This window comes from Enterobacter sp. MEB024, from assembly GCF_030209635.1.
GTDB lineage: Bacteria > Pseudomonadota > Gammaproteobacteria > Enterobacterales > Enterobacteriaceae > Enterobacter > Enterobacter ludwigii.
Genome location: NZ_JARVRQ010000018.1, coordinates 1 through 20,972, shown reverse-complemented (window position 1 = coordinate 20,972; position 20,972 = coordinate 1). Strand labels below are relative to the sequence as shown.

Genomic DNA, 20,972 nt, shown 5'->3' with positions numbered 1-20,972 from the left:
TTCTCGCTCAAACAGGTCACTGGTGTCGGGCTAACCCCCGACACCAGATTGTGCTAACTCCGACGGGAGCAAATCCGTGAAAGATTTATTAAAGTTTCTGAAAGCGCAGACTAAAACCGAAGAGTTTGATGCGATCAAAATTGCTCTGGCTTCGCCAGACATGATCCGTTCATGGTCTTTCGGTGAAGTTAAAAAGCCGGAAACCATCAACTACCGTACGTTCAAGCCTGAGCGTGACGGCCTTTTCTGTGCACGAATTTTCGGGCCAGTAAAAGACTACGAGTGCCTGTGCGGTAAGTACAAGCGCCTGAAACACCGTGGTGTGATCTGTGAGAAGTGCGGCGTTGAAGTGACCCAGACCAAAGTGCGCCGTGAGCGCATGGGCCACATCGAACTGGCATCTCCAACTGCGCACATCTGGTTCCTGAAATCTCTGCCGTCCCGTATCGGCCTGCTGCTGGATATGCCGCTGCGCGATATCGAACGTGTTCTGTACTTCGAATCTTATGTCGTTATCGAAGGCGGTATGACGAACCTGGAACGCCACCAGATTCTGACCGAAGAACAGTATCTGGACGCGCTGGAAGAGTTCGGTGACGAATTCGACGCGAAGATGGGTGCGGAAGCTATTCAGGCCCTGCTGAAGAGCATGGACCTGGAGCAAGAGTGCGAGCAGCTGCGTGAAGAGCTGAACGAAACCAACTCCGAAACCAAGCGTAAAAAGCTGACCAAGCGTATCAAACTGCTGGAAGCGTTCGTTCAGTCTGGTAACAAACCAGAGTGGATGATCCTGACCGTTCTGCCGGTTCTGCCGCCAGATCTGCGTCCGCTGGTTCCGCTGGATGGTGGTCGTTTCGCAACGTCGGATCTGAACGATCTGTATCGTCGCGTTATCAACCGTAACAACCGTCTGAAACGTCTGCTGGATCTGGCTGCGCCGGACATCATCGTACGTAACGAAAAACGTATGCTGCAGGAAGCGGTAGATGCCCTGCTGGATAACGGTCGTCGCGGTCGTGCGATCACCGGTTCTAACAAACGTCCTCTGAAATCTTTGGCCGATATGATCAAAGGTAAACAGGGTCGTTTCCGTCAGAACCTGCTCGGTAAGCGTGTTGACTACTCCGGTCGTTCTGTTATCACCGTAGGTCCATACCTGCGTCTGCATCAGTGCGGTCTGCCGAAAAAAATGGCACTGGAGCTGTTCAAACCGTTCATCTACGGCAAGCTGGAACTGCGTGGCCTGGCCACCACCATCAAAGCCGCTAAGAAAATGGTTGAGCGTGAAGAAGCTGTCGTTTGGGATATCCTGGACGAAGTTATCCGCGAACACCCGGTACTGCTGAACCGTGCACCAACACTGCACCGTCTGGGTATCCAGGCATTTGAACCGGTACTGATCGAAGGTAAAGCTATCCAGCTGCACCCGCTGGTTTGTGCGGCATATAACGCCGACTTCGATGGTGACCAGATGGCCGTTCACGTACCGCTGACGCTGGAAGCCCAGCTCGAAGCGCGTGCGCTGATGATGTCTACTAACAACATCCTGTCTCCAGCGAACGGTGAACCAATCATCGTTCCTTCTCAGGACGTTGTATTGGGTCTGTACTACATGACCCGTGACTGTGTTAACGCCAAAGGCGAAGGCATGGTGCTGACTGGCCCTAAAGAAGCTGAGCGTATCTATCGCGCTGGCCTGGCCTCTCTGCATGCGCGTGTCAAAGTGCGTATCACTGAATATGAAAAAGATGCTAACGGCGAATTCGTTGCGAAAACCAGCCTGAAAGACACGACCGTTGGCCGTGCCATTCTGTGGATGATCGTACCGAAAGGTCTGCCTTTCTCCATCGTCAACCAGGCGCTGGGTAAGAAAGCGATCTCCAAAATGCTGAACACCTGTTACCGCATTCTGGGTCTGAAGCCGACGGTTATCTTCGCTGACCAGACAATGTACACCGGCTTTGCATATGCAGCGCGTTCAGGTGCATCTGTTGGTATCGATGACATGGTTATCCCAGAGAAGAAACACGAGATCATCTCTGAAGCGGAAGCCGAAGTTGCTGAGATCCAGGAGCAGTTCCAGTCTGGTCTGGTTACCGCGGGCGAACGCTATAACAAAGTTATCGATATCTGGGCTGCGGCGAACGATCGTGTATCCAAAGCGATGATGGATAACCTGCAAACCGAAACCGTGATTAACCGTGACGGCGTAGAAGAGCAGCAGGTTTCCTTCAACAGCATTTACATGATGGCCGACTCCGGTGCGCGTGGTTCTGCAGCACAGATTCGTCAGCTGGCAGGTATGCGTGGTCTGATGGCGAAGCCAGATGGCTCCATCATCGAAACGCCAATCACCGCGAACTTCCGTGAAGGTCTGAACGTACTCCAGTACTTCATCTCTACTCACGGTGCGCGTAAAGGTCTGGCGGATACCGCACTGAAAACAGCGAACTCCGGTTATCTGACGCGTCGTCTGGTTGACGTTGCGCAGGATCTGGTTGTGACCGAAGACGATTGTGGCACCCTCGAAGGTATCACCATGACCCCGGTTATCGAGGGTGGTGATGTTAAAGAGCCGCTGCGCGATCGCGTACTGGGTCGTGTAACCGCGGAAGACATTCTGAAGCCGGGTACCGCAGACATTCTGGTTCCACGCAACACGCTGCTGCACGAACAGTGGTGTGACCTGCTGGAAGCGAACTCTGTTGACTCTGTGAAAGTTCGTTCCGTTGTATCTTGTGACACCGATTTCGGTGTATGTGCGCACTGCTATGGTCGTGACCTGGCGCGTGGCCACATCATCAACAAAGGTGAAGCAATCGGTGTTATCGCGGCACAGTCCATCGGTGAACCGGGTACACAGCTGACGATGCGTACGTTCCACATCGGTGGTGCGGCATCTCGTGCGGCTGCTGAATCCAGCATCCAGGTGAAAAACAAAGGTAGCATCAAGCTCAGCAACGCGAAGTCTGTTGTTAACTCCGCAGGCAAGCTGGTTGTGACCTCTCGTAACACCGAGCTGAAGCTGATCGACGAATTCGGTCGTACCAAAGAGAGCTATAAAGTGCCTTACGGTGCTGTTATGGCGAAAGGTGATGGCGAGCAGGTTGCCGGCGGTGAAACCGTTGCAAACTGGGATCCACACACCATGCCGGTTATCACCGAAGTAAGTGGTTTCATCCGCTTCACTGACATGATCGACGGCCAGACCATTACTCGTCAGACCGACGAGCTGACCGGTCTGTCTTCTCTGGTCGTTCTGGACTCTGCTGAGCGTACTGCCGGTGGTAAAGATCTGCGTCCTGCACTGAAAATCGTTGATGCTCAGGGTAACGACGTTCTGATCCCTGGTACCGATATGCCTGCGCAGTACTTCCTGCCGGGTAAAGCGATTGTACAGCTGGAAGATGGCGTACAGATCAGTTCTGGTGACACCCTGGCGCGTATTCCTCAGGAATCCGGCGGTACCAAGGACATCACCGGTGGTCTGCCACGCGTTGCGGATCTGTTCGAAGCACGTCGTCCGAAAGAGCCTGCAATCCTGGCTGAAATCAGCGGTATCATCTCCTTCGGTAAAGAGACCAAAGGTAAACGCCGTCTGGTTATCACCCCAGTAGATGGCAGCGAGCCGTACGAAGAGATGATTCCTAAGTGGCGTCAGCTCAACGTGTTCGAAGGTGAACGTGTAGAACGTGGTGACGTGGTTTCCGACGGTCCAGAAGCGCCGCACGACATCCTGCGTCTGCGTGGTGTGCATGCTGTTACTCGTTACATCGTTAACGAAGTACAGGACGTATACCGTCTGCAGGGCGTTAAGATTAACGATAAACACATCGAAGTTATCGTTCGTCAGATGCTGCGTAAAGCAACCATCGATAGCGCGGGCAGCTCTGAGTTCCTGGAAGGCGAGCAGGTTGAATACTCACGCGTCAAGATCGCTAACCGCGATCTGGAAGCGAACGGCAAAATCGCTGCGACCTTCTCGCGCGATCTGCTGGGTATCACCAAAGCGTCTCTGGCAACCGAGTCCTTCATCTCTGCAGCATCGTTCCAGGAGACCACGCGTGTCCTGACCGAAGCCGCTGTAGCAGGTAAGCGTGATGAACTGCGCGGTCTGAAAGAGAACGTTATCGTGGGTCGTCTGATCCCGGCTGGTACCGGTTATGCGTACCATCAGGATCGTATGCGTCGTCGTGCTGCAGGCGAACTGCCAGCTGCACCGCAGGTAACTGCTGAAGATGCATCCGCGAGCCTGGCAGAGCTGCTGAACGCAGGTCTGGGTGGTTCTGACAACGAGTAATCGTTGATTCAGCAAATAAAAAACCCGCTTCGGCGGGTTTTTTTATGTCTGCATATTTTTCAGTTTATCAGCGGTAGCCGACGATACAGCTCAATCATATCGCCCGCCAGGTCCTGAATGACCATCGCGTTCATCAGGTGATCCTGAGAGTGGACGGTGATCAGGTTAACCGGCAGCTTTCCGGTCCCTTCATCAAGACCAATCAGCTGCGTCTGGATGGTGTGGGCATGTTTCACGTATTCACGCGACTCTTCCATCGCCTTTTCGGCTTCGTCAAAGTCGCCTTTACGGGCCATCTGCAACGCCGTAAGGGCAGCACTGCGCGCTGCTCCCGCGTTGACCAGCAGTTCCATGATCGTTGTTTCTAAATCTTCCACGGGTCACTCCAGTAATTTAAGCGCTTTTTCCAGGACGACATCACCTTTCATCATGCCGTAATCCATCATGTCGATCACCGCGACCTTTTTACCCAGCGGATCGGCCTGCGCCTGAAGTTTAGCCTGCTCGTATTTAACCTGTGGCCCCAGCAATACGATGTCAGCCGTCGCGATATTATCTTTAAACTCCGCAACCGGAACGGCCTTAATGGTGACTTCAACCCCTTTTTTCTGCGCGGCGTCTTTCATACGTTGAACCAGCATGCTGGTTGACATTCCCGCTGCACAGCATAAAACGATGTTCTTCATAATCAGCCTCGATCTACATGTGTTTATTGATAATTATCCCGTGCAGACCGCTTCAACAACCGCTTTACCGCGATTGTGTGTCAGGCATCACAAAGAAATGGGTGATTTTCTGAAACCGGTTACAATTTTGCATGAAAGCGCACGCTGCCCGTCGAAACGGACAGCGTGGGAGGGAAGAAATTAACGGATGGAGGTCTGAAGGATGCGGTTTTTACCCTGTTGTTTTGCGCTGTAAAGTGCGTTATCCACGCTCCCTACAAATTGCTCCAGCGGTTCGAAATGCCATTCCCCCAGGCCTGCACTGAAAGTGACCTGCAGGTTTTCTTCCCGCCAGACGCGTTTTTCAATGGTGGTACGCCACGCTTCCAGCAACGAGATTGCATTAGCAATTTGCGCAGCCTGGAAGACCACCGCAAACTCTTCTCCACCGTACCGGTACACCGAGATGTGGTGCGGTTGCATGATCTGGATCCCTTCACGCGCCACGTTACGCAGGACAATATCGCCGCTAAGGTGGCCCCAGGTATCGTTGATTGATTTGAAGTTATCGATGTCCACCAGCGCCAGTGCGAAAGGCTGTTGAGCCGCCATTAACTCTTCCACATCGGTATCGAACGCGCGGCGGTTTTTGCAGCCTGTTAGCGCATCATGGGTTGCCTGGCGGACATATGCCATCTCACGCTCTTTATTCGACTGGATGGTATGACTCAGCATCGCTTCCAGACGCGGTGCCTGGCTGACGTCGCCAGTTTTGATGGCGTTGATAATATGCATTAACACGGTACGCGAGGCATGGCGAAGGTATAAACCGAAGAGAATGATAATAATTGCCGCCAGTGCAAATCCCCAGCCAACGATAGTGGTTTCGTGGCGGGTAATATCCGTCAGGGTCGCGCCAGAGACCCGGTAGATGACAAACCAATCCGGGTTAGTGAAGGAGTAGTAGTAATACCAGGTTTTACTTTTCCGGTCGTATAAATGCCCCTCGCCGCTGGTCATTTTGTCCATCAGCGCTTCGCTCACGTATTTTTTGAACAGCGCGCCCGTGTCAGGATGAAGCACCACGGTTCCATCGCGCTCGACGACGAAGAATTCCCCTTGTACAGGAGCCACCATCTGTCGAAGGGTATACCCCATCGACGCCAAATCAAGATGAAAGGCGAGGGTTCCCTTGAGTCTGCCTTCTGTTGAAATCAACGGCTTATAAAGCGTGACCGTTGGATGCCCGGTAAAGTAGTCCATATAAGGGTGGGTATAATGGCTGAAAATACTGGCTTCCGCGTGGGCGACAAACCACGGGCGCGTCCGCGGATCGACGTTTTTACTCTTTTCCGTGGGAGGCGCTTCTGGAGCGTGCAAATAATGCCCCTCCGTGTCGGCCAGCGAGATGGATGACACGGTCGGCATCAGGTTTTGCAAATGCATCAACATCTGCAACCCTTGCGTCGGGTTGACGTTCAGCGTCTCATTCAGTATCTCGTTGCGGGAAAAGTACATCGCAGAACGACCAAGAATATAGTCGTTTTCACGCAACATTGATTCGGTATAGTTAACCGCCAGATTATGCGTAAAATTACCATTAATTTTATGATAATCCTCAAGAAAATCCTTTCGCTGCGAAAGCGTAACCACGACAGCGATCAGTGCAAAACTGCACAGTATCCCCGCGAAGCTGGCCATTATTGGCCGGGTAAAAGAGAGTTTTTTGCTGTGAAGTGCCATGAGTTGTACATCATTCCTGAGGGTGAATGCTTTTCGTCTGCCGATATCCTCTCAGCATAGTCGCAGTCCTGCGGTTAGCTGTGAATTATACGGAACACGATTTCAGACGAGATGATTTATCTTAAGAATGGCTAAGAAATTACTCATAAAATCAGAAATTCAGTGTGCACGATAAGTCAGAGGCAGGGCGAAACGAGGAAGAAGCTTTTCGCCCTGGTCAGCGTCCGTTGCTGACCACATGACAATAAAAAACCGGACGATAGCTGACAATCATCCGGTTGTGACTCTCCGTGCCGACTCGTTTTATTTCTGCGGAGTTGCAGTATGTTTCAGCGTAATTGCGAGGCTCTTCCCAGCCAGCTGTCCCAGTCTTTCCAGACCGGCTGCAGCCCCTGAGCGCTCAGGGCCGCGGCGACTGCTTCCGGACGTCGTCCATCATGCGGGGAAAACTGCTCCAGTTCAGGGTGATCATCGGCATAACCGCCCGGCTGTGTTTTGGAAAATGCGCTCACGTTGTTTATCGCAAGCGGGATCACGCGGTCGCGGAACGCCGGTGATTCACGTGTTGAGAGCGATAATTCAACCTCCGGGGCAAGCAGGCGAAACGCGCAGATCGTTTGTACCAGCTGGCGCTCGTCCATGAGTGAGGCCGGTTCAATCCCGCCGGCACACGGGCGCAACCGGGGGAAGGAGATGGAGTAGCGGCTCTGCCAGTAGTGCTGCTGGAGCCACAACAGATGTTCCGCCACCATGTAACAATCCACGCGCCAGCTATCGGAAAGCCCAATCAGCGCACCAAGACCAATTTTGTCGATCCCGGCACGTCCGAGCCTGTCCGGCGTTTCAAGGCGGAAGAAGAAGTCCTGTTTCTTGCCCTTCAGGTGATGCCGGGCGTAGGTCGCTTCGTGGTACGTTTCCTGATAGACCATCACTCCATCCAGTCCGAGCGTTTTGAGCTCCGCATACTCATCCTGCGACAGGGGCTGCACTTCCATCTGCAACGAGGCGAACTGACGACGAATGGCAGGAAGGTGCTGGCGGAAATAGTCCATTCCGACTTTGCCCTGGTGCTCACCGGTGACCAGCAGGAGATGCTCGAAGCCCATTTCCCGGATCGCCGCACACTCGCGCGCGATTTCCTCCTCATCAAGCGTCTTACGCTTAATGCGGTTGCTCATGGAGAAGCCGCAGTAGGTACAGTCATTGGCGCACAGGTTTGAGAGATAGAGCGGGACGTAAAAGCTCACCGTGTTGCCAAAGCGCTGTCGGGTGAGACGCTGGGCGCGCTGGGCCATCGGCTCCAGATAAGCGCTGGCCGCAGGGGAGAGCAGGGCCATTAAATCGTCGCGGGTCAGATGGCGCGCATTCAATGCGCGCTCGACGTCGACCGGCGTTTTGCTGTTGATGCGCAGGGCAATGTCGTCCCAGTTAAGCTGCCGCCAGCGGTCGGTAAACGTGGTCATGAGATTGCCTCCAGAAAACCGGTCAGCGGGCTGGTGGCCTGCGCCTGAAAACTGCGCGAGCCAGGGCCTGATTGCCGTGCCAGCAGGCCAGCCTCCACCGCCATGCGAAACGCGCGCGCCATCATGACCGGATCGTCGGCAACCGCGATGGCCGTGTTCACCAGCACCGCGTCCGCCCCCATTTCCAGCGCCTGCGCGGCATGGCTTGGTACACCAATACCCGCATCCACCACCACCGGCACGGTGGCCTGCTCAATGATGATCTCCAGCATCGCCCGGGTTTCCAGCCCCTGGTTGGAGCCAATAGGCGCGCCCAGCGGCATAACGGCGGCGCAGCCAACGTCTTCCAGACGTTTGCAGAGTACCGGATCGGCACCGCAGTAAGGCAGAACGATGAACCCTTGTTGTACCAGCTTTTCTGCCGCTTTCAGCGTCTCGATCGGGTCGGGCAACAGCCAGCGAGCATCCGGGTGAATTTCCAGCTTCAGCCAGCGTGTGCCGAGCGCTTCACGCGCCAGTTGGGCGGCGAAAATGGCCTCTTCGGCCGTTTTCGCGCCGGAAGTATTTGGCAGTAGCGTGACGCCAGCTTCCAGTAAAGGTGCCAGAATGGCATCACTGTGATGGCGCAGATCCACGCGCTTTAACGCCAGCGTGACCAGCTGGCTGCCGCTTTCACGGATGGCATCGACCATCAGCTGGGGTGATGCGAATTTCCCGGTTCCGGTAAACAGATGTGAATCAAAGTCTTTATCGGCAATACGTAACATCTCAGCCCCCTGCGATAACCTGAAACAGCAGGATCTGGTCGCCTTCACTGACCTGCTGATGTTCCCACTGCTCGCGCGGCAGGATCTGTTGATTGAGCGCCAGCGCCGTTCCCGGCTTGAGCTGGCGAAGCTTATCGAGCAGCACGGCAACGGTGAGCCCGTCCTCGCATTTCATCGGCTCATCGTTAAACAGAATGCGCATTGCCGCCTCCACATACCGGGCAGTGGCTGGCGCGGTGTAACGCCAGATGACGCCAGCCGCTAGAGCGGGCGTCAAATAACCGCAACGTGTTGCGCTCGGTCTCCATACCGCTGAGCAGCTTGATGGCCTCGAGCGCCTGCAGGGTACCCATCACCCCCACAACCGGGCCAAGAATGCCCGCGGTGCGACAGTTACGCTCTGGCTCAGCATCGTCTGGCCACAGACAGCGATAGCAGCCCTGCGCCCACGGCGGTGTCAGGACCATCATCTGCCCGCCGAACCCCACCGCGCTGGCGGTGATAAGCGGCGTATTTTTTGCGACACAGGCGGCGTTGATCGCCTGGCGGGTTGCCATATTGTCGGTGCAGTCCAGCACCACGTCGGCCAGGGCGACTTCTCGGAGCAGATTGTCGCCGCTGAGCCGCTCCTGACACGCAATGAGCTCAATATCCGGGTTCAACTGGTTCAGACGCTGGCGGGTAATGTGTACTTTGGGCTGGTTGATATCCGCGGTGGTAAAGAGGATTTGACGCTGCAGGTTGCTAAGATGCACCTCGTCGTCATCGGCCAGTACCAGCGTGCCCACGCCTGCACCGGCCAGATAGAGCGCGGCAGGCGCGCCTAATCCGCCCAGCCCGACAATCAAAACCCGGCTGGCGAGCAGCTTTTGCTGCCCGTCGATGGCGATATCCTCCAGCAGGAGCTGGCGGCTATAGCGCATAAAGTCACGATCATTCATCGCCTGCTCCTGCCAGTTGTAAGAGCTGCCGGGTGGCGGCCTGCCAGTCTGCGGCCTGGGTGATGGCACTGACGACGGCGATACTGCCGACACCGGTATCCAGCACGGCCGGCGCGCGTTCAAGGCTAATCCCGCCGATGGCCACGGTCGGGTACTGCGCAAGACGCTTCACGTGAGCCGCCAGCTGTGCCAGCCCTTGTGGCGCGGAGGGCATCTGTTTAGTTTGCGTCGGGAAGACGTGTCCAAGCGCAATGTACGAAGGGCGTGCCGCCAGTGCCACGTCAATCTCCATATCGTCATGGGTCGAGACACCCAGGCGCAAACCGGCTTCCCGGATGGCATTCAGGTCTGTGGTCTCCAGATCCTCCTGACCCAGATGCACGCCGTAGGCCTGGTGCTTTATCGCCAGTCGCCAGTAGTCGTTGATAAACAGGCGGGCGTGATACCGACGCCCCAGCGCGATGGCGGCGGCGACATCGTTCTCCACCTCCTCATCGCGTTTATCTTTGATGCGCAGCTGCAGCGTGCGTACACCTGCCTCCAGCAGGCGGGCAATCCACTCCACGCTGTCCACCACCGGGTAGAGCCCTAAACGAAAGGGCACGGGTGGGAAATCGGGCTGGTACATTACGCCTCCTCTTTTTTGAGGTAGATTTCGCCGCCTTTCGCGCGGAAGGTTTCTGACATATCCGCCATGCCCACTTCAATGGCTTGCGCGGCGGCGTAGTCACGCACCTCCTGGCTGATCTTCATCGAGCAGAATTTTGGCCCACACATGGAGCAGAAATGGGCCACTTTGCCCGACTCCTGCGGCAGGGTTTCGTCGTGATAGGCGCGGGCGGTAAACGGGTCGAGCGCGAGATTAAACTGATCTTCCCAGCGGAATTCAAAGCGGGCCTTCGACATCGCGTTATCGCGAATTTGCGCGCCCGGATGGCCTTTCGCCAGGTCCGCAGCGTGGGCGGCAATTTTGTAGGTGATAAGCCCCTGCTTCACGTCCTCTTTGTTGGGCAGACCGAGGTGCTCTTTTGGCGTCACATAGCAGAGCATGGCGCAACCGAACCAGCCGATCATCGCCGCACCAATTCCGGAGGTGAAGTGGTCGTAACCCGGGGCAATATCGGTGGTCAACGGCCCCAGGGTATAGAATGGTGCTTCATGGCAGTGCTCCAGCTCTTCCGTCATATTGCGGCGGATCATCTGCATGGGGACATGGCCCGGGCCTTCAATCATCACCTGCACGTCATACTCCCAGGCGATTTTGGTCAGCTCGCCCAGCGTGTGCAGTTCGGCAAACTGCGCTTCGTCGTTGGCATCACGAATGGAACCAGGGCGCAGGCCGTCGCCCAGCGACAGCGAGACGTCGTAAGCGGCACAGATTTCGCAGATCTCGCGGAAGTGTTCGTAGAGGAAGTTTTCCTGATGATGAGACAGACACCACTTCGCCATGATTGAGCCCCCGCGCGAGACAATGCCGGTCAGACGCTTCGCGGTCATCGGCACGTAGCGCAGCAGCACCCCCGCGTGGATGGTGAAGTAGTCTACACCCTGTTCAGCCTGCTCCAGCAGCGTGTCGCGGAACGCTTCCCAGGTGAGGTTTTCAGCGATACCGTTCACTTTCTCCAGCGCCTGATAGACCGGCACCGTTCCGATAGGCACCGGGCTGTTACGCAGGATCCACTCGCGGGTTTCGTGGATATAACGCCCGGTGGAGAGATCCATTACCGTGTCCGCGCCCCAGCGCGTTGACCAGACCAGCTTCTCGACCTCTTCTTCGATGGAGGAGGTGACTGCGGAGTTACCGATATTGGCGTTGACCTTCACCAGGAAGTTGCGGCCGATAATCATCGGTTCGGATTCCGGGTGATTGATGTTGGCGGGGATAATCGCGCGGCCAGCGGCCACCTCATCGCGCACAAACTCCGGGGTGATGTTTTCCGGCAGGCGGGCACCGAAACCTTCGCCCGGATGCTGGTGGCGCAGCACTTCGCTACGGATGCGCTCACGGCCCATGTTTTCACGGATGGCGATAAACTCCATCTCCGGGGTGACGATCCCCTGACGCGCATAGTGCAGCTGGGTAACGCATTTGCCCGCTTTTGCCCGTTTCGGCGTCAGCAGGCCCGCGAAGCGCAGTTCATCCAGGCCATCGTCGGCCAGACGCTCTTTGGTGTAGGCAGAGCTGCGAACCGTCAGTTCTTCGCAGTCGTTACGCGCGTCAATCCAGCGCTGGCGCAGTTTTGCCAGACCCTGCTGCACGTTAATGGCCACATCAGGATCGCCGTACGGGCCAGACGTGTCGTAGACTGGCACGGCTTCGTTGTCTTCATACTGCGGGTTTTCTTTGCTGCCGCCAAGAAGCGTCGGGCTAAGCTGGATTTCGCGCATCGGAACGCGGATATCCGCCCGAGAGCCGGTGATGTAAATACGCTTAGAGTTCGGGAAAGCGGTGCCTTCCAGGGTGTCGATGAAGTGTTGGGCGTGTGCGCGCTGTTCGCGGCGGGTCAGTTTAGTAGTAGACATAGCTCATTCCAAAAGTGAAGGACATGGCTTGTCAGACGACGGATGAAGCAAGAGGAGATCGCCCGGGGGCGATACTACAGCAGTTTTACTCTTGTTCCCTTCGCAGGTATTAGCCTGATCAGGTTCCGCGGATCCCGAATTAACGGTCTCAGCCCGTGCTTTCACACTGGGCACTCCGACAAGAAATTTACACGCCATCGTTCACGCTATCGCATGAATGATTTCGTGTAATACCCCTCCTGAGAGGGGCGAATGTTTGTAAACTACTCGTTAACGATTAAGAACTCAAGCAGGCCGCGCGATGTTATCTTCGTTGCTGGCCTTAGAATCGTTATCCAGCACGAGGGCGATCAGCTTATCTTCCAGCGAGAATCGCTCTTCCAGCGCTTCGCCGAGATCGGACAGCGCCTGTTGAAACTCAAGGTAGTTGTCGTGATCGATGGCGTTCTCGAGGGTGGAATCGTAGTAATTCATGATCTGCTGGGTATTGGCTTCCAGCAACGGGTAGAGTTTGGATGCCGTTAAATACGGGCTAGTGCCTTCCATTTCGCGGATAATGCGTTCATAAATATTGAAATGGCCGTCGGACAGGTAGTCGACCAGGCTCTGACAAAAATCATCCAGCGCTTTTTCATTCAGCCGCATAAACGATTCTTTGCCAGGCTTAATACCGACCAGATTGTAATAAGCCACGAGTAGATGCTTGCGCACATGTAGCCAGCGATCCACCAGTTTGTTACTTCCTCTAACGCGCTCAGTCAGGCTTTCTAGCTGGTTTAACATGTTCGACTCCGCAAGGTTTAGAATTGATTCTGCTTATCCAAAATGTAACCACAATGCTAACAACATGTCAGTGAAGCGAAGGTAGTGCAATAGATATGGATCGTATTATTGAAAAATCAGATCTGGGTTGGTGGATTGTCAGTCACGAACAAAAATTATGGCTGCCCGGTGGGGAAATACCCTATGGCACTGCCGATCGTTTCGATCTCGTTGGTCAGCCTGCGCTGAAGATCGGCGAGTGGCAAGGGGAGCCGGTGTGGTTGATCCAGCAGCCTCGCCGCCAGGACATGGGATCTGTTCGTCAGGTGCTGGATCTCGATGTGGGCCTGTTCCAGCTGGCAGGCCGTGGCGTGCAGCTGGCCGAGTTTTACCGATCGCATAAATACTGCGGATACTGCGGGCATACCATGCACCCGAGCAAAACCGAGTGGGCCATGCTCTGCAGCCACTGCCGTGAACGCTATTATCCGCAGATTGCGCCGTGCATTATCGTCGCTATCCGGCGAGACGATTCCATCCTGCTGGCGCAACATACCCGCCATCGCAACGGCATTCATACTGTTCTTGCCGGGTTCGTTGAAGTGGGCGAAACGCTGGAGCAGGCGGTGGCGCGTGAAGTAATGGAAGAGAGCGGGATCCGGGTGAAGAACCTGCGTTACGTAACGTCTCAGCCGTGGCCGTTCCCGCAGTCGCTGATGACGGCGTTTATGGCCGAATACGATAGCGGTGAGATTGTTATCGACCAGAAAGAGCTGCTGGACGCGAACTGGTACCGTTATGACGATTTGCCACTGTTACCCCCGCCGGGAACGGTAGCCCGTCGGCTGATAGAAGATACCGTGGCAATGTGTCGGGCCGAGTATGAGTAGTGTTACACTCACGGACTGACGCAATAAGGAACTGCAAAATGACCGAACTGAAGAACGATCGTTATCTGCGTGCGCTGCTGCGCCAGCCCGTTGATGTCACCCCGGTGTGGATGATGCGCCAGGCGGGGCGCTATCTGCCAGAGTACAAAGCCACGCGTGCGCAGGCGGGTGATTTTATGTCGCTGTGCAAAAATGCCGAGCTGGCCTGCGAAGTGACGCTCCAGCCGCTGCGACGCTACCCGCTGGATGCCGCTATTCTCTTTTCGGACATTCTGACCATTCCGGATGCCATGGGCCTTGGGCTCTATTTCGAAACCGGTGAAGGTCCGCGTTTCACCTCCCCGATCAAAAGCAAAGCCGACGTTGATAAGCTGCCAGTACCGGATCCTGAGCAGGAGCTGGGGTATGTGATGAACGCCGTGCGCACAATTCGCCGTGAACTGAAAGGCGAAGTGCCGCTGATTGGCTTCTCAGGCAGCCCGTGGACGCTGGCGACCTATATGGTAGAAGGTGGCAGCAGCAAAGCCTTTACCGTCATTAAAAAGATGATGTACGCGGAGCCACAGGCGCTGCATACGCTGCTCGACAAGCTGGCGAAGAGCGTCACACTCTATCTTAACGCGCAGATTAAAGCAGGCGCGCAGTCGGTGATGATTTTCGATACCTGGGGCGGCGTGCTGACCGGGCGCGATTACCAGCAGTTCTCGCTGTATTACATGCATAAAATCGTCGATGGCCTGCTGCGTGAAAACGAAGGTCGCCGGGTGCCGGTGACGCTGTTCACCAAAGGCGGCGGGCAGTGGCTGGAAGCCATGGCCGCAACCGGCTGTGACGCATTGGGTCTCGACTGGACAACCGATATTGCCGATGCGCGCCGTCGCGTGGGTGACAAAGTGGCGCTGCAGGGCAACATGGACCCGTCTATGCTCTATGCTCAGCCTGCCCGTATTGAGGAAGAGGTGGCCTCCATTCTTGCTGGTTTCGGCCAGGGCGAAGGACACGTGTTCAACCTCGGGCACGGTATTCATCAGGATGTACCGCCAGAACACGCTGGCGCGTTTGTGGAGGCGGTGCACCGACTTTCTGCACATTATCATCAGTAAGGAGTGGTTATGGATCTCGCGTCATTACGCGCTCAACAGATAGAACTGGCCTCATCCGTGATCCGTGAGGATCGTCTGGACACAGACCCGCCGCAGTACATTGGCGGAGCAGATGTGGGGTTTGAGCAGGGAGGTGAAGTGACGCGGGCGGCAATGGTGCTGCTGAAGTATCCCTCGCTGGAACTGGTGGAGTACAAGGTGGCGCGTATCGCCACCACCATGCCGTACATTCCTGGCTTTCTCTCATTCCGTGAATATCCCGCGCTGCTGGCAGCGTGGGAGCAACTCTCGCAAAAACCCGACCTGCTGTTTGTCGACGGCCATGGTATCTCTCATCCGCGCCGCTTAGGCGTCGCCAGCCACTTTGGGCTGCTGGTGGATGTCCCCACCATCGGTGTGGCTAAAAAACGCCTGTGCGGTGCGTTTGAGCCGCTCTCCGCCGAGCCAGGCGCGCTGGCACCTCTCATCGATAAGGGTGAGCAACTGGCGTGGGTCTGGCGCAGTAAAGCGCGTTGTAACCCCCTGTTTATCGCCACCGGGCATCGGGTGAGCACGGACAGTGCGCTGGCGTGGGTGCAGCGCTGCATGAAAGGGTATCGCTTACCGGAGCCCACCCGCTGGGCTGATGCGGTAGCGTCAGGGCGTCCGGCTTTTACGCGTTGGCAAGAAATTCAGTGATGATTCAGGTAAACTGCGGCTAATTTTCGATTCGAGACCTCATCATGCTACAAAACCCGATTCATCTGCGCCTTGAGAAGCTGGAAAGCTGGCAGCACGTGACTTTTATGGCTTGCCTGTGCGAGCGCATGTATCCCAACTATGCCGCGTTCTGCAAGCAGACAGGCTTTGGTGAAGGGCAGATTTATCGCCGCATCCTGGATTTAATCTGGGAGACGCTGACGGTCAAAGACGCTAAGGTGAACTTCGACTCTCAGCTTGAAAAGCTTGAAGAGGCGATCCCGGCGGCGGATGACTACGACCTGTATGGTGTCTATCCGGCCATTGATGCCTGCGTGGCATTAAGCGAACTGATTCATTCCCGTCTGAGCGGTGAAACGCTGGAGCATGCTATCGAAGTCAGCAAGGCATCCATTACGACCGTCGCGATGCTGGAAATGACCCAGGAAGGTCGGGAAATGACCGACGAAGAGCTGCGAGTGAACCCCGCGGTTGAGCAGGAATGGGATATCCAGTGGGAAATTTTCCGCCTGCTGGCAGAGTGTGAAGAACGCGATATTGAGCTGATAAAAGGGCTCCGTGCGGACTTACGTGAGGCTGGTGAGAGCAATATTGGTATAATTTTTAACCAATGAGACAACAAAACTTGATATAACGCTCGTTTTGTCGCTCCTCGACTCTTCCCTTTCGCCCCTTGTCTGGTCTACATTTGGGGGGCGAAAAAAAGTGGCTATCGGTGCGTGTATGCAGGAGAGTGCTTTTTTGGCATTTTCGTCGCACTCGATGCTTAGCAAGCGATAAACACATTGAAAGGATAACTTATGAACAAGACTCAACTGATTGATGTAATTGCGGACAAGGCTGATCTGTCTAAAGTGCAGGCTAAAGCTGCTCTGGAATCTACCCTGGCTGCTATTACTGAGTCTCTGAAAGAAGGTGATGCTGTACAACTGGTTGGTTTCGGTACCTTCAAAGTGAACCACCGCGCTGAGCGTACTGGCCGCAACCCGCAGACCGGTAAAGAAATCAAAATCGCCGCAGCTAACGTGCCGGCATTTGTTTCTGGTAAAGCACTGAAAGACGCTGTTAAGTAAGACGCGTGGCAGTGAACAGTTTTAACGAAGGGGCGGCAACGCCCCTTTTGTCTGTCTGGCGTGGTCTTTTCGCGCTGGCGGGCGTGATGTTTCTGTCCGCCTGTAGCCACGACACCTCTCTGCCACCGTTTACCGCCAGCGGCTACGCTGACAACCAGGGTGCGGTGAGGATCTGGCGCAAAGATTCTGGCGGCGAAGTGCATCTGCTTTCTGCTTTCAGTCCGTGGCATAACGGCAATACGTCGACCGCGGAGTATCGCTGGCAGGGCGATGACCTGTCGCTGATAGAACTGAATGTCTACAGCAAGACCCCCGAACATGTGAAAGTGCGTTTTGATGACCATGGCGAGCTGAGCTTTATGCAGCGGGAAGTCAGCGGTCAAAAACAGCAGCTTTCCAGCGATCAAGTCGCACTCTATCGTTATCGTGCCGAACAAATCCGCCAGACCAGCGATGCGCTGCGTCAGGGACGCGTTGTGCTGCGCCAGGGGCGCTGGCATGCCGATGGCACGGTAACAACCTGCGAAGGGCAAACCGTTAAGCCTGAGCTTGAAGCCTGGGCAACCGAACATATTGAGCGCCGTCAGCGGCATTCATCAATGGAAGTGAGTGTGGCGTGGCTGGAAGCGCCGGAAGGTTCTCAACTGCTGCTGGTCGCGAACGAAGACTTCTGCACCTGGCAGCCGACAGAAAAGAGTTTTTGAGTGACGTCCCCTCTCCCTGACGGGAGAGGGGCTGGCTGAAGAATTACTCGCCCTGCTCACGCGCAATTGCGCGATAACCGATATCCTGGCGGCTAAAGCTTCCATTCCAGTGAATATCTGCCATCAGCGCATAGGCACGCTTCTGTGCTTCTGCAACGGTGTGACCCAGCGCGGTCGCGCACAGTACACGGCCGCCATTGGTCAGCACGCGATCGTCGTCAGACAGCTTCGTGCCGGCGTGGAATACCTTCGCGCCTTCCACTTCTTCCAGCGGTAAACCGTGGATCTCATCACCGGTATTGTAATTACCCGGATAACCCCCCGCAGCAATCACCACGCCCAGAGAAGCACGTTCATCCCACTCAGACGTTTTCTCATCCAGCTTACCTTCACAGGCGGCAAGACACAGTTCCACCAGGTCAGATTTCATGCGCAGCATGATTGGCTGTGTTTCCGGATCGCCGAAGCGGCAGTTGAACTCAATCACCTTCGGATTGCCCTGTTTGTCGATCATCAGGCCTGCATAGAGGAAACCGGTGTAAGTATTACCTTCAGCAGCCATGCCTTTGACGGTTGGCCAGATAATGCGGTCCATGGTGCGCTGATGCACTTCGTCAGTGACCACAGGGGCAGGGGAGTAAGCGCCCATACCGCCGGTGTTCGGCCCGGTATCTGCATTGCCAACGCGTTTATGATCCTGGCTGGTGGCCATTGGCAGAACATGCTCGCCGTCGACCATCACGATAAAGCTCGCCTCTTCACCGTCAAGGAACTCTTCAATCACGATGCGATGGCCCGCATCGCCAAAGGCGTTGCCTGCCAGCATATCCTGAACCGCGGCTTCGGCTTCCTCGAGCGTCATCGCCACGATAACGCCTTTACCGGCGGCCAGACCGTCGGCTTTGATAACGATAGGCGCACCTTTTTCACGTAAGTAAGCCAGGGCTGGCTCTACTTCGGTGAAATTCTGATATTCCGCCGTCGGGATGTTATGACGTGCGAGGAAATCTTTGGTGAAGGCTTTCGAACCTTCCAGCTGTGCAGCCCCTTCCGTTGGGCCGAAGATTTGCAGGCCAGCAGCCCGGAAGGCGTCAACGACGCCAATCACCAGCGGCGCTTCCGGACCCACGATGGTCAGATCGATTTTCTCCTGCTGAGCAAAGCTCAACAGGGCCGGGATATCGGTCACGCCGATAGCGACGTTCTGTAACGTGGGTTCCAGCGCAGTACCGGCATTACCCGGTGCCACAAAGACGGTTTTTACCTGCGGCGACTGGGCCGCTTTCCACGCCAGAGCGTGCTCGCGCCCGCCATTACCAATGACTAATACTTTCATTTTCTGCTCCGTGGATTAATGGCGGAAGTGACGCATGTCGGTGAAGATCATCGCAATACCGTGTTCGTCAGCAGCGGCAATGACTTCGTCGTCACGGATTGAGCCGCCAGGCTGGATAACACAGGTAATGCCCACTGCCGCAGCAGCGTCGATACCGTCACGGAACGGGAAGAAGGCGTCAGAAGCCATTGCCGAGCCTTTCACTTCCAGACCTTCATCGGCCGCTTTGATACCGGCAATTTTCGCGGAGTAAACGCGGCTCATCTGGCCTGCGCCTATTCCGATAGTCATGTTCTCTTTTGCATAGACAATCGCGTTGGATTTCACGAACTTCGCAACCTTCCAGCAGAACAGCGCGTCACGCAGTTCCTGCTCGGTAGGCTGGCGTTTCGTCACGACGCGCAGATCGCCCGCGGTGACCATGCCCAGATCGCGATCCTGAACCAGCAGACCGCCGTTCACGCGTTTGAAGTCCAGACCCGGTACGCGCTCAGCCCACTGGCCACACACCAGTACGCGCACGTTCTGTTTTGCCGCGGTGATTTTCAGGGCTTCGTCGGATGCAGAAGGAGCGATGATCACTTCGACAAACTGACGGGAGATGATGGCCTGTGCTGTGTCAGCGTCCAGCTCGCGGTTGAAGGCGATAATGCCGCCGAATGCGGAGGTTGGGTCGGTTTTATACGCGCGATCATAGGCGTCGAGAATGGAGGTGCTTACCGCTACGCCACATGGGTTCGCGTGCTTCACGATTACGCAGGCGGGTTCACTGAACGCTTTCACGCACTCGAGCGCTGCATCGGTGTCAGCGATGTTGTTATAGGAGAGTGCCTTGCCCTGAACCTGCTGTGCGGTCGCAACAGAGGCTTCTTTTACCTCTTCTTCTATATAGAAGGCAGCCTGCTGGTGGCTGTTCTCTCCGTAACGCATATCCTGCTTCTTAATGAAGTTCAGGTTCAGCGTACGCGGGAAGCGGCCGGAAGGTTCAGTGCTTTCGCCATGATAAGCAGGCACCAGGCTACCGAAGTAGTTGGCGATCATGCTGTCGTACGCGGCGGTGTGCTCGAATGCTTTGATGGCGAGGTCGAAACGCGTCTCCAGCGTCAGCGACCCTTCGTTGGCATCCATCTCATTAATAATGGTGTTGTAGTCGCTGCTCTTCACCACGATGGCAACATCTTTATGGTTCTTAGCCGCTGAGCGCACCATGGTTGGGCCGCCGATATCAATGTTTTCGACGGCGTCTTCCAGAGAGCAGCCTTCGCGGGCAACGGTCTGTGCAAACGGGTAGAGGTTAACGACGACCATGTCGATTGGCGCGATATCATGCTTTTCCATAATGCCGTCGTCCTGGCCGCGACGACCAAGAATACCGCCGTGGACCTTCGGGTGCAGGGTCTTGACGCGTCCATCCATCATTTCCGGAAAACCGGTGTAATCGGACACTTCGGTTACCGGCAGACCTTTCTCTGCTAACAGGCGAGCGGTACCACCTGTAGAAAGCAGCTCCACACCGCGTGCAGAAAGTGCCTGAGCGAATTCGACGATACCGGCTTTATCAGAAACACTGAGCAGAGCGCGGCGGACTGGACGACGTTGTTGCATGGTAAATCCCCTGGATTTCACGATTACAGAGAGCGTTAGATGAATTTTCCAGCGAAAAACTCATCTAACACACCTGACGAGGCATCCTTGTTAAGCGCGAGCATTTTAACGAAAACGTTTGCGCAACGCTCGCGAATTTTCACTTTTTCGTATCTCTGTGGATAAGTCTGTGTGTAAAAGGGTATAAGGCGGGGTTTTGCTGGGGAATGCAGCAGTCAGTCATTTTTCTGTCATTTAGCGGTTGCGGCCTGCAGAGAACTCCCTATAATGCGCCTCCATCGACACGGCGGATGTGAATCACTTCACAGATAACCCGGTCGGTTGAAGAGAAAAAATCCTGAATTTCAGGGTTGACTCTGAAAGAGGAAAGCGTAATATACGCCACCTCGCGACGGTGA

General features: G+C 55.5%; 18 protein-coding genes, 2 pseudogenes and 1 riboswitch. Of the genes and pseudogenes, 7 read left to right on the top strand and 13 right to left on the bottom strand.

What is annotated here, in order from left to right; translation table 11 throughout:
• Nucleotides 1-76 precede the first annotated feature (76 nt).
• Complete coding sequence (rpoC, locus tag QRN24_RS22650) at nucleotides 77-4,300, top strand: DNA-directed RNA polymerase subunit beta' (protein WP_014168156.1); 4,224 nt, start codon at nucleotides 77-79, stop codon at nucleotides 4,298-4,300.
• 59 nt (nucleotides 4,301-4,359) lie between these two features.
• Here rpoC and QRN24_RS22645 read toward each other — a convergent pair whose 3' ends face one another.
• The 10 genes from QRN24_RS22645 to QRN24_RS22600 form a co-directional block, all read right to left on the bottom strand.
• On the bottom strand, nucleotides 4,360-4,677 hold the full coding sequence (locus tag QRN24_RS22645; RefSeq protein ID WP_014168157.1) for a PTS lactose/cellobiose transporter subunit IIA: 318 nt from the start codon (nucleotides 4,675-4,677) through the stop codon (nucleotides 4,360-4,362).
• 3 nt (nucleotides 4,678-4,680) lie between these two features.
• The gene (locus tag QRN24_RS22640) at nucleotides 4,681-4,986 is read right to left on the bottom strand and encodes a PTS sugar transporter subunit IIB (RefSeq protein ID WP_014068453.1); all 306 of its coding nucleotides are present in this window, start codon (nucleotides 4,984-4,986) and stop codon (nucleotides 4,681-4,683) included.
• A 180-nt stretch (nucleotides 4,987-5,166) separates the two neighbouring features.
• Nucleotides 5,167-6,708 (bottom strand): sensor domain-containing diguanylate cyclase, encoded by a 1,542-nt coding sequence (locus QRN24_RS22635; RefSeq protein ID WP_073397817.1) that lies wholly within the window; start codon nucleotides 6,706-6,708, stop codon nucleotides 5,167-5,169.
• A gap of 329 nt (nucleotides 6,709-7,037) precedes the next feature.
• Nucleotides 7,038-8,171: a 2-iminoacetate synthase ThiH gene (thiH, locus tag QRN24_RS22630; protein WP_032679972.1), complete on the bottom strand. Its 1,134-nt coding sequence runs from the start codon at nucleotides 8,169-8,171 to the stop codon at nucleotides 7,038-7,040.
• Complete coding sequence (gene thiG / locus QRN24_RS22625; RefSeq protein WP_284943076.1) at nucleotides 8,168-8,938, bottom strand: thiazole synthase; 771 nt, start codon at nucleotides 8,936-8,938, stop codon at nucleotides 8,168-8,170. Before thiG ends, thiH begins: the two co-directional genes overlap by 4 nt.
• Before the next feature lies 1 nt (nucleotide 8,939).
• On the bottom strand, nucleotides 8,940-9,140 hold the full coding sequence (gene thiS, locus QRN24_RS22620; protein ID WP_014168161.1) for a sulfur carrier protein ThiS: 201 nt from the start codon (nucleotides 9,138-9,140) through the stop codon (nucleotides 8,940-8,942).
• Entirely contained in the window at nucleotides 9,124-9,879 is a 756-nt protein-coding gene (locus QRN24_RS22615; protein WP_284943075.1) for a HesA/MoeB/ThiF family protein, read from the bottom strand. Before QRN24_RS22615 ends, thiS begins: the two co-directional genes overlap by 17 nt.
• On the bottom strand, nucleotides 9,872-10,507 hold the full coding sequence (gene thiE, locus QRN24_RS22610) for a thiamine phosphate synthase (RefSeq protein WP_049022679.1): 636 nt from the start codon (nucleotides 10,505-10,507) through the stop codon (nucleotides 9,872-9,874). The genes QRN24_RS22615 and thiE overlap by 8 nt, the downstream gene beginning before the upstream one ends.
• A complete protein-coding gene (gene thiC / locus QRN24_RS22605) occupies nucleotides 10,507-12,402 on the bottom strand; it encodes a phosphomethylpyrimidine synthase ThiC (protein WP_047954906.1) in 1,896 nt (631 codons plus the stop codon). Before thiC ends, thiE begins: the two co-directional genes overlap by 1 nt.
• 78 nt (nucleotides 12,403-12,480) lie before the next feature.
• A riboswitch (TPP riboswitch) is annotated at nucleotides 12,481-12,590 on the bottom strand.
• Nucleotides 12,591-12,687: 97 nt separating this feature from the next.
• Nucleotides 12,688-13,185, bottom strand: coding sequence for an Rsd/AlgQ family anti-sigma factor (locus tag QRN24_RS22600; protein ID WP_014168165.1), 498 nt, complete (start codon nucleotides 13,183-13,185; stop codon nucleotides 12,688-12,690).
• Nucleotides 13,186-13,280: 95 nt separating this feature from the next.
• Here QRN24_RS22600 and nudC point away from each other — a divergent pair.
• Nucleotides 13,281-14,033, top strand: a pseudogene (gene nudC / locus QRN24_RS22595) (NAD(+) diphosphatase); the annotation flags it as partial.
• On the opposite strand, the pseudogene QRN24_RS22755 reads toward nudC, so the two are convergent.
• Nucleotides 14,002-14,091 (bottom strand): annotated as a pseudogene (locus QRN24_RS22755) (hypothetical protein); the annotation flags it as partial. The pseudogenes nudC and QRN24_RS22755 overlap by 32 nt on opposite strands.
• A 1-nt stretch (nucleotide 14,092) precedes the next feature.
• Here QRN24_RS22755 and hemE point away from each other — a divergent pair.
• From hemE to QRN24_RS22570, 5 genes are all read left to right on the top strand, one after another.
• Nucleotides 14,093-15,157 carry a uroporphyrinogen decarboxylase gene (gene hemE, locus QRN24_RS22590; protein ID WP_020882986.1) on the top strand — a complete coding sequence of 355 codons (1,065 nt, stop codon included), beginning with the start codon at nucleotides 14,093-14,095 and terminating at the stop codon, nucleotides 15,155-15,157.
• A 9-nt stretch (nucleotides 15,158-15,166) separates the two neighbouring features.
• Nucleotides 15,167-15,835 carry a deoxyribonuclease V gene (gene nfi / locus QRN24_RS22585; RefSeq protein WP_025206412.1) on the top strand — a complete coding sequence of 223 codons (669 nt, stop codon included), beginning with the start codon at nucleotides 15,167-15,169 and terminating at the stop codon, nucleotides 15,833-15,835.
• A gap of 44 nt (nucleotides 15,836-15,879) precedes the next feature.
• Complete coding sequence (locus QRN24_RS22580) at nucleotides 15,880-16,470, top strand: YjaG family protein (protein WP_014168169.1); 591 nt, start codon at nucleotides 15,880-15,882, stop codon at nucleotides 16,468-16,470.
• 186 nt (nucleotides 16,471-16,656) lie between these two features.
• Nucleotides 16,657-16,929 carry a nucleoid-associated protein HU-alpha gene (gene hupA / locus QRN24_RS22575; protein ID WP_002445246.1) on the top strand — a complete coding sequence of 91 codons (273 nt, stop codon included), beginning with the start codon at nucleotides 16,657-16,659 and terminating at the stop codon, nucleotides 16,927-16,929.
• Between the two features lie 11 nt (nucleotides 16,930-16,940).
• Nucleotides 16,941-17,633 carry a DUF1481 domain-containing protein gene (locus QRN24_RS22570; protein ID WP_020882988.1) on the top strand — a complete coding sequence of 231 codons (693 nt, stop codon included), beginning with the start codon at nucleotides 16,941-16,943 and terminating at the stop codon, nucleotides 17,631-17,633.
• Nucleotides 17,634-17,676: 43 nt separating this feature from the next.
• Here QRN24_RS22570 and purD read toward each other — a convergent pair whose 3' ends face one another.
• Both purD and purH read right to left on the bottom strand, forming a co-directional pair.
• Nucleotides 17,677-18,969, bottom strand: coding sequence for a phosphoribosylamine--glycine ligase (purD, locus tag QRN24_RS22565; RefSeq protein WP_020882989.1), 1,293 nt, complete (start codon nucleotides 18,967-18,969; stop codon nucleotides 17,677-17,679).
• Nucleotides 18,970-18,984: 15 nt separating this feature from the next.
• Complete coding sequence (gene purH, locus QRN24_RS22560; protein ID WP_032679371.1) at nucleotides 18,985-20,574, bottom strand: bifunctional phosphoribosylaminoimidazolecarboxamide formyltransferase/IMP cyclohydrolase; 1,590 nt, start codon at nucleotides 20,572-20,574, stop codon at nucleotides 18,985-18,987.
• Nucleotides 20,575-20,972 lie beyond the last annotated feature (398 nt).

What these genes read in the sequence shown, in the direction of transcription:
- QRN24_RS22640 (WP_014068453.1), bottom strand. Translation starts at nt 4,986, where the DNA reads ATGAAGAACATCGTTTTATGCTGTGCAGCGGGAATGTCAACCAGCATG.
- QRN24_RS22635 (WP_073397817.1), bottom strand. Translation starts at nt 6,708, where the DNA reads ATGGCACTTCACAGCAAAAAACTCTCTTTTACCCGGCCAATAATGGCC.
- thiH (WP_032679972.1), bottom strand. Translation starts at nt 8,171, where the DNA reads ATGACCACGTTTACCGACCGCTGGCGGCAGCTTAACTGGGACGACATT.
- thiG (WP_284943076.1), bottom strand. Translation starts at nt 8,938, where the DNA reads ATGTTACGTATTGCCGATAAAGACTTTGATTCACATCTGTTTACCGGA.
- thiS (WP_014168161.1), bottom strand. Translation starts at nt 9,140, where the DNA reads ATGCGCATTCTGTTTAACGATGAGCCGATGAAATGCGAGGACGGGCTC.
- QRN24_RS22615 (WP_284943075.1), bottom strand. Translation starts at nt 9,879, where the DNA reads ATGAATGATCGTGACTTTATGCGCTATAGCCGCCAGCTCCTGCTGGAG.
- thiE (WP_049022679.1), bottom strand. Translation starts at nt 10,507, where the DNA reads ATGTACCAGCCCGATTTCCCACCCGTGCCCTTTCGTTTAGGGCTCTAC.
- thiC (WP_047954906.1), bottom strand. Translation starts at nt 12,402, where the DNA reads ATGTCTACTACTAAACTGACCCGCCGCGAACAGCGCGCACACGCCCAA.
- QRN24_RS22600 (WP_014168165.1), bottom strand. Translation starts at nt 13,185, where the DNA reads ATGTTAAACCAGCTAGAAAGCCTGACTGAGCGCGTTAGAGGAAGTAAC.
- hemE (WP_020882986.1), top strand. Translation starts at nt 14,093, where the DNA reads ATGACCGAACTGAAGAACGATCGTTATCTGCGTGCGCTGCTGCGCCAG.
- nfi (WP_025206412.1), top strand. Translation starts at nt 15,167, where the DNA reads ATGGATCTCGCGTCATTACGCGCTCAACAGATAGAACTGGCCTCATCC.
- QRN24_RS22580 (WP_014168169.1), top strand. Translation starts at nt 15,880, where the DNA reads ATGCTACAAAACCCGATTCATCTGCGCCTTGAGAAGCTGGAAAGCTGG.
- hupA (WP_002445246.1), top strand. Translation starts at nt 16,657, where the DNA reads ATGAACAAGACTCAACTGATTGATGTAATTGCGGACAAGGCTGATCTG.
- purD (WP_020882989.1), bottom strand. Translation starts at nt 18,969, where the DNA reads ATGAAAGTATTAGTCATTGGTAATGGCGGGCGCGAGCACGCTCTGGCG.
- purH (WP_032679371.1), bottom strand. Translation starts at nt 20,574, where the DNA reads ATGCAACAACGTCGTCCAGTCCGCCGCGCTCTGCTCAGTGTTTCTGAT.